This is a genomic window from Spirochaetales bacterium (genome assembly GCA_016930085.1).
In the GTDB taxonomy this organism is placed as follows: domain Bacteria; phylum Spirochaetota; class Spirochaetia; order SZUA-6; family JAFGRV01; genus JAFGHO01.
This window is the reverse complement of record JAFGHO010000109.1, coordinates 1-7,768: the sequence shown is the minus strand read 5'-3', so window position 1 is coordinate 7,768 and position 7,768 is coordinate 1. Positions and strand designations below refer to the sequence as shown.

The following is a 7,768-nucleotide window of genomic DNA, read 5'->3' as shown; positions in this document are numbered from 1 at the left end:
CGTATATCATCATTAAAAAACCTTTTCTACCGATGAGTCAACCGTTATACGTTTATCGCTTCTTCGGATCGACTATCGGCTGTTTTTTCTTTTCACCTTTTTTTATCCTTGATCGTCTTCTTTCACGATTGCTGAATACTCTGGTTTTTTTCCGCCATACTCTTTGCTTCTCCGCTTGCCAGGGGATCGGCTGCTTACATCCTCATGCAGTATATCCGCCAGCAGAGCGTGTCACACATCCTGCAGGATGCAAGCGTTACGCCCCTCCCCTTCCCGCTCCGGTTCTTCCTTCTTTTCTTTCAGGCCTTCGGTTGAAGCGAAAGGCCAGAAAAAAAGAAGGAAAGGAGAGTATGAGTATGGCTGAGATAAATAAATCCATTGATAATCACATTGGCTCGTTCAAACAATCCGAAAGGATTGTTCGGCTTAAGGAGCTTGACAAGTACAGTGTTTCCGAGCTTCGTGAAGCGCTGTATGCCCGGGCCCCGGTAAAAGGGTTAAAAATCAGGTATCCCCATGACATCGTTATCCATTTGGCGTCGTATGCCGTTGAGTCTCAGGAGTATTTCCTCGTTATTACCCTTAACGGCGCACATGAGGTGATTGCCGTTCACGAAATTTCAAAGGGTATCGTCAACCGGGCGATCGTTCATCCCCGCGAGGTGTTTCGCGCCGCGATCGCAGACAATGCCGCTGCCGTCATTATTTCTCACAATCATCCGTCGGGAAACGTCGATCCGAGCCCCGAGGATCGTTCCATAACCAATACGCTTGTTAGTGCCGGCAAGATAATCTGCATCGAAGTGCTCGATCATGTTATTCTGGGTGCCGAGACCTACTATTCATTTCAGGAAAACGGCATTCTCTCGTCGTGAGAGGTCCCTCCGGGGATCTCTTTTTTTTTGCTGTTAACATAAAGTATTTGCATTTTTTCTGCTTTCATGATATTCTGGTGTTTCAGTTTTATTGAAAGGTATTATTATGGATAACACGTTTGATGATTTCGACAGGCAGATTGAAATGTTCCCCGAGGAGTATAAATACCGGCTTTATAAGGCCATGCTGACGATTACTGAAATTACCGGGACCCCCCAGGATTCGCTTTCTTCCCTTATTTTACCGTATCTTAAACAGACAACCGCCATGCTTGAATTATCGTCGTTTGTTGGAAAATAGCAGGGTTACTCCCCTCTTTTCTTTACTTTTTCCCCGATTATTTATACAATTACCGAACGATGCTTTCCAAAGAAAAACTCAAAACACATTCGCTTGCCGCAAGAAATCCCGAACTCGCAAAACAGTGGCATCCGACGAAAAACGGTTCCCTCACCCCTTCCGATGTGGCTTATCATTCCGCCCGATATGTCTGGTGGCTGTGTGAGAACGGGCATGCGTGGAGAACACAGATGAATCACCGCGCCAAGGGTTGCGGATGTCCCTACTGTATCAACAAATTTGTTTGCGAGGATAATTCGCTAAAGACTGTCAAGCCTTCCCTCGCTGACGAATGGCATCCGAGAAAAAACGGTATCCTCACTCCCGAAAATGTTACTTACCGTTCAAGCTTGAGTGTCTGGTGGCAATGCACGTTCGGACATGAGTGGAAGGCCCGCATTTTATATCGATCGGTGGGCGGTAAATGTCCATATTGCAGCGGAACATATTTGTGTAAGGAAAGTTCTCTTGCCTCTGTCTATCCGGATCTTGCAGCAGAATGGCATCCAACGAAAAACGGAGATCTCACTCCGTTTGATTTCCTTCCCAGCAGCAACAAAAAGGTTTGGTGGCGATGCAAGAAAGGTCATGCATGGAAAGCGGGTATTGCCTATAGAAAATACCGAGGATGTCCCTATTGTGCCGGGAAAAGGGTCAGCCCTGAAAATTGTTTCGGGACCACCTATCCGGATTATGCGGCCGAATGGCATCCGAGTAAAAACGGCACCCTCACGGCAAAAGAAGTGACCGTTAATTCCCATAAAAAAGTCTGGTGGCGATGTGCTAACAGTCACGAATGGCAATCGACGATTGTCTACCGAAGCAAGGGATATGGGTGCCCCTATTGTGACGGTCGGATACATCGTAAAAAATCAAAATAACCAGCCTGCTTATATCTTTCTTATTCTTTCTTGTTATTTCTCCTTTCTCCCATGCCTTATATTTTCCCCCCACCTTCATGCTTATAACCGCCACACATTTTTTTTCTTCCCTTCACTGTTTTCTCTCCATCTCCCCCTCCCCCACCCTCCTCCTTTCAGCCCTTATCACATCGATGGTATGGTAATGTGCCGGCAGAGACCTCCGGGCTTTCCTGTCCGCACATCCTTTCACTGTCCCCGGGGATTTTCCTGAACTGCGGCCTGCATCAGCTCATCCGATGCCCCGGGACTGTTACCGGTATGAGGGTTTCTCTTTTCTGCCGTTCCATCTCATCGTTTATCCGTCACCGTTTTCGGTTCCTTTCGTGCTGCAGGGTGTGATGTCTTCTTACCTCCTTTTTCAGATTTTTTTTAACAGGCTTCCATGGCAGCCGTCTTTCCTGACGTCCTCACACAGCATCTCTTCGCGCCAATCCCTCCGCTTCACTCCGTGATTGTCACTCGATCTGCTCTGAGTGCTCGGCCTGAAATCCAGCTGCCATGGGGGGTGCGAACGGTTTTTTAACCCCCTCCCAGTTTGTGAAGGGGGTTAAAAAAACCAACTCCCTCAACATCAAAATCTTTTACAGGAGGTCATGTATGACATCTCAGAACAACACTTCAACAAACGGATCCGGTAACGGGTTGCGGTTTATCAACGACGTGAGGGTACGCGCAAATTACGAGAAACAGCGGCTTACCATCATCATCCCCGAACTCGGTGTCGCTGTTTCAAAGCCCTTCAACTACCTCAGGAAAATCCTCGAGGGTCCGGTTGAATCGGGTGCTGCGGATGAGGAGAGCCAGGGTTAGCCTGGCTCTTTTCCCCATCCCATCGATCTTTGAAAGACAAGGGCTGAAAGGAGCTGAGGGCGGTAGCCCAGGGTAATCCGGAGGCCCGGTTAAGAGAAGGATATGAAAAGACCTGTCAAGGTTGTGTGAGCGTATGATGCGATCCTGATTGCGGGTATATCCCCCATCGGCGGTTTTCCTTACGAGGTATGGCACTTAAAAAGAGACCTGTCATGGGGCGATCCCCATCCCCCCGTTTCGCTTCTGAAATATAACCTGAAGAGGTTATGCAGAGGTGACAGCGGGACCGGTGACACCACCAGATATGGTGTTAATGGCAGATAGGTGGGGCCCGCGATGACGCTATATATAGCGGTTTACTGATGAAAATGATTAAAGGAGGTGACTGTAATGAAAGGTAATGTTGAAAGTCTTGCCGCGCTCGATCGGATGATCAGGCAGCGGGAACAGGAAAAAAACGATCTGCTTGTCGATGCAAGGGAACTCTTGATGGTCGACGATGACCTGTTGCGACTCGGCGAGCGGACCTATTCTATCGGTGAGGTTGCGCATTCTCAGATATCGGAGAAACTCGGTATCCCGAAACGCTACTATGACCGGATGACCATGATTCCGGGGCTTCGGACGCATAACGTCAATCAATGGAGTTCCCGTGCGCCTGAGAAAAAGAGGCGGTTCGTGAGAACCGTGGGACACCATGTACGGGCGGTATTGAGCGAACGGTTCCGGCCGATCGACGATATCCTCATCATGCACGCCTTGCGTCCCGTGCTTCGGGAGCATGAGGAACTGTGTATTCCTTCGATCTGTGTCACCGAACGCAGGTTATATATCGAAATCGTTTTTCCAATGATAGCAAAAGAGGTGCTTCCCGGTGATGTCGTTCACGCGGGGGTGATCCTCACCAACTCAGAAGTCGGTCTCGGTGCCCTCGATATATCAACGGTCGTCTGGCGGCTTGTGTGCAGCAATGGCCTGATCGGCCAATCGCTTCTCAACAAATACCATATCGGTCCTGCGATCGGAAACGGGAGTCAGGCGTATGACTTCTTTTCATCCGAAACCATCGAGGCTGAAATCGAATCGTTTCGACTGGAGCTCAGGGACACGTTACGCTACGCGGTCTCGGAAGACCTCTTTCACTCGATCGTTTCACGGCTTGTGAAGGCGGCCGGACAGGCGATTCCCAATGTATCAAAGACGATCGAGAACGTGACAAAGCGGTGGCAGTTTACGGAGAGCGAAAAGGATATCGTGACCGATAACATGGTGGCCGGCGGGATGAAAACAAGATGGGGCCTCGTCAACAGTATCACGGCGATGGCGCACCGGGTCGATGACCATGACCGTCAGTATGATTACGAGCGGATCGGAAACGAGGTGATTACCCTGAGTGACCGTGAATGGGAGGAAATCACCGCATAATCAGCGGCAGGCGTTGCCTGCCGTTATATTAACAACTTCATGGAGGTATATGATGAATCAATTAAACTCTGTTCTTCTGGAAGGGAACCTGGTGAGGGATCCCGAATCGACCGTTACCCCCTCCGGGGCCCCGGTGTGTCATTTCTCGATCGCATCAGACCGGTTTTACAAAAAGAATGATGACTTTGAAAAAGAAGTTTCATTCTTTGACATCCAGGTCTGGAACAACCTTGCCGAAACGTGCGCCGGATACCTGAAGAAAGGCCGCGGCGTGCGGATCGTCGGCCGGCTGAAACAGGACCGGTGGACCGACAGTCGAGGCAAATCGAAATTCCGGGTGTATGTTGTTGCAGAACATGTCGAGTTCAAGCCGCAGTATCAACCCGGGAAAGCACATGTAACAGCGTAAGGTCCGCTGGTATATCAACGGCATCCCTGGAGATTATTACGGGGATGCTGTTTTTTATATGAGGGATCGTTTATGATAGAATTGCTGGGTTTTATATGGTTTATAGATTTTGCAGGCTTATAATTTGGCGCCATACATCTTTAAATGTCTTTTTTCTTCTTTCGATAAACAGGAAAGATCAGCGTTTGTAAAATCACATCCCTGGATGACCAGACCGGATAAATTTTCAAAAGTATTGATACACTCCCCTGTCTCCCGCTCCCATTCCTTCACCGTCTCATCACCAGAACCAGAAGTGATTCGTTCCCCGCCAGGCGAATACACCACTGCGGTTACATCATTAGAATGACCCAGCGGAAATACTGTCTTCATTTCTATTTTTACCCCACTAAAAATCGATCCGCCTTTTTTCAGTTGGACCGTTAGAAGATTTATTTGTTGAACATCCAAATAAAATCCAAACCAGACTTGAAAAAGTTGCTGATAAAAGAATATACGCATAAAACATTATTACACGTCACCGTGAATACTTGACCTTCTAAATATAAACCTTTAACATCAAACAGAGCGGAGGGCTATACTTATGACAGTAACGGAATTCTTAAAGGAATTGAATGAAAATTCCGATCGACGCGAATTATTCAGAACCGAACCGGTGAGAGTCGTGGCGGAAGCTGAATTGACCATAGGAGATATAATGAAAATTATGAGTGAACATCTTGATAAATTACAAAATCAAACACTCGAAGATTATAAAGCCATCACTCTACTTCTTGAACATATAGCAAATGAAGGGGAAAAATCGTCCCAAAACTAATGCGTTCCTTTTTATATGAATAAAAAAAAATAAGGGGTTCCAAAAAATCATGGCAACTAACCCAAAAAAAATTCCTTTTCGCCGTTTCAACGGTTTTTTAAAGCAACATGCCCATGACCGCCTTCAACCCCTCGAACAGGAACTGTTCAATTTCATTTTTCCAGAATTCGCCGGAGATGACAGTGCCGAAAATGCATATAAAGATGCAGTCAATAATCCCCTGTTAAAAAACCTATCCCCATTCATCGAAATTATGCAGGGAGACCGTCGGGTGCGGCGTTATGCCGGATATAATTTCCCACGAAAACGCTATCATACCATCTCAAAAGACTCTGAAGGAAACGATGACCAGACGCTGGTGCATGAACTACGCGCATACCTGAATCCGCTCACCTCGGGCATGGTCGAGGTTATTGACTTGTCATGCGGATGCCATCTGCAAATAGATGATGAAGCAGTAAAACTCCCTCCGGAGCTAGCGATTATTGTCCTGCTGCATGATTTCGAACGGCTGCCAAAGCACTTGCAGGAACTGTTTTACAAGAAATTACCGCCATATCAAGGACACCCCTTATATATGTATCGTTTCCCATATCATGTGCGTCCAATGGAATTCGATCAAGTGTTGGATCTTCGTTACCCAGATACACGGGACTGGTTTTTCAAAACTTTCCAAAAAACCCAGGAAGTGGATTATGGAAAATACGAAATACAAAAAGGGGAAGCTAACAAATATTATACTACCGCCTATTCCCGTTATCACCTGGAAAACGAACATCCGCCGACACCGGAGGATTTCTGGCATATGCTTCCTACATTGATTAATCCCGATTTAGGCGGTGGAAATATCGCGTATTGCGGTTCAACCCTAAATTATATAGGCCAATGTATGCGTACACACGGCGTGAATGCCTTTATATATCCTTCCGCCCGGGCCGACGTTTCGGTTGTTTTCAAAGACGGTAATCTGTCAAACTATATCGGATGGAACCTAATTGATTTTTCTGATTCACCCGTATTTTATGGAAACATCGATTTGACAACGTTTGATCCCAATCCGTGGGCCTGGGTCCGTTTCGATTTTGGTGTCAAACTCTATACATCCAAATCCGATCCTCAGTATTCCGGCAGTTTTGCCCTGGAAGGTGTGATTGACGCCAACGCTATTGAATATAGCTACCTAGTGGAAACAATAAATTTTACCAGGGAGAAATACCCCGATCTTGGAATTACAAATGCATCAGAATTCCCGACATGGAGTGCTTTTAGGATTGGTTTTCTCCTTCTCGCATGGGTACGTCACGTTTTAAACGGCGATCAACAAAATACCATTGATGAACTACTGTTCGAATTACACGGGCTTTCAATACAACCCAACCTCTATTGTATAACCGGGCGTATAGGTGAAATATGGAACCAATTTCAGAAGTTGGAAGGACGATGGACTGAAAATCCGGTCGATACATCCATCATTGTTGCGGACCAGGTCTGCGGCGTATTTAATATGAGATTTCCCGGAAAGCCATATAGGAATATGGTGCGGCTCGGGAGTGACATTTCCCTTCTTCAGCTTTTCCTGTTCCTTAAGGATACCAAAATGACTGCCGTCCCGGACTGTGGTGAATATCTCAACGGCTTTAAGAAATCTCTTCTTGAGTGCTCATCATTACCTTCAAAATTTCAATCCGAGCTTGAAAAGTATTATGAAAACGCATTTGTCTATCTTGAGTCCAGCAGTCCCGTTAAGGTTGATTTTATCACTTTCGGTAATGAAGTGGCTGCTGAAATTACAGCATATTTGAAAGAGCAGGAATAGATGGTGGTTAAGGCTGATCAAACAAAAATGCACCCACTTGAAAAACACTAGAATTCCTACCCTATATATAGTGTCGTCCTTTCTTTAATCGACGCTATATATGGTGTGTCTTTTTATCGTGTAGTAAGCAAGATAAAGGGCTGCCGCTTTTTTTCCTTATTTCTCTATAATACCATTATTTATTTAGCCGCTTGTTACTATATTATATTTCTATCTCTATATAATATATGGATTTAATTAGCCGCTTATTTTAATTTCTTTCATTGTTGTCCAGGGTAAACTCAATTCCCCATTTTTTACCCGATCAGGGTAAACAAGATTCCCCACTTTTTTTAAAAAAGGGTAATTAAGAT

At 46.0% G+C, this 7,768-nt stretch carries 9 protein-coding genes; 8 read left to right on the top strand and 1 reads right to left on the bottom strand.

Features of this window, described 5'->3' with window-relative positions:
• Positions 1-356: 356 nt before the first annotated feature.
• The 6 genes from JW881_18850 to JW881_18825 all read left to right on the top strand — a co-directional run bounded on the left by JW881_18850 (position 357) and on the right by JW881_18825 (position 4,782).
• Complete coding sequence (locus tag JW881_18850) at positions 357-875, top strand: DNA repair protein RadC (protein MBN1699586.1); 519 nt, start codon at positions 357-359, stop codon at positions 873-875.
• 106 nt (positions 876-981) lie between these two features.
• Entirely contained in the window at positions 982-1,176 is a 195-nt protein-coding gene (locus tag JW881_18845) for a hypothetical protein (protein ID MBN1699585.1), read from the top strand.
• A 59-nt stretch (positions 1,177-1,235) separates the two neighbouring features.
• Positions 1,236-2,096, top strand: a complete 861-nt coding sequence (locus JW881_18840; GenBank protein MBN1699584.1) for a zinc-ribbon domain-containing protein — start codon at positions 1,236-1,238, stop codon at positions 2,094-2,096.
• Between the two features lie 639 nt (positions 2,097-2,735).
• The gene (locus JW881_18835; protein ID MBN1699583.1) at positions 2,736-2,948 is read left to right on the top strand and encodes a hypothetical protein; all 213 of its coding nucleotides are present in this window, start codon (positions 2,736-2,738) and stop codon (positions 2,946-2,948) included.
• A gap of 390 nt (positions 2,949-3,338) precedes the next feature.
• Entirely contained in the window at positions 3,339-4,373 is a 1,035-nt protein-coding gene (locus JW881_18830) for a DUF932 domain-containing protein (protein MBN1699582.1), read from the top strand.
• A gap of 52 nt (positions 4,374-4,425) precedes the next feature.
• A complete protein-coding gene (locus tag JW881_18825) occupies positions 4,426-4,782 on the top strand; it encodes a single-stranded DNA-binding protein (GenBank protein MBN1699581.1) in 357 nt (118 codons plus the stop codon).
• Between the two features lie 117 nt (positions 4,783-4,899).
• Here JW881_18825 and JW881_18820 read toward each other — a convergent pair whose 3' ends face one another.
• The gene (locus JW881_18820) at positions 4,900-5,283 is read right to left on the bottom strand and encodes a hypothetical protein (protein MBN1699580.1); all 384 of its coding nucleotides are present in this window, start codon (positions 5,281-5,283) and stop codon (positions 4,900-4,902) included.
• Positions 5,284-5,365: 82 nt separating this feature from the next.
• On the opposite strand from JW881_18820, the gene JW881_18815 reads away from it, so the two are divergent.
• Together JW881_18815 and JW881_18810 are read left to right on the top strand one after the other, a co-directional pair.
• Entirely contained in the window at positions 5,366-5,599 is a 234-nt protein-coding gene (locus JW881_18815) for a hypothetical protein (GenBank protein ID MBN1699579.1), read from the top strand.
• 49 nt (positions 5,600-5,648) lie between these two features.
• A complete protein-coding gene (locus JW881_18810; protein ID MBN1699578.1) occupies positions 5,649-7,415 on the top strand; it encodes a hypothetical protein in 1,767 nt (588 codons plus the stop codon).
• Positions 7,416-7,768: the final 353 nt, after the last annotated feature.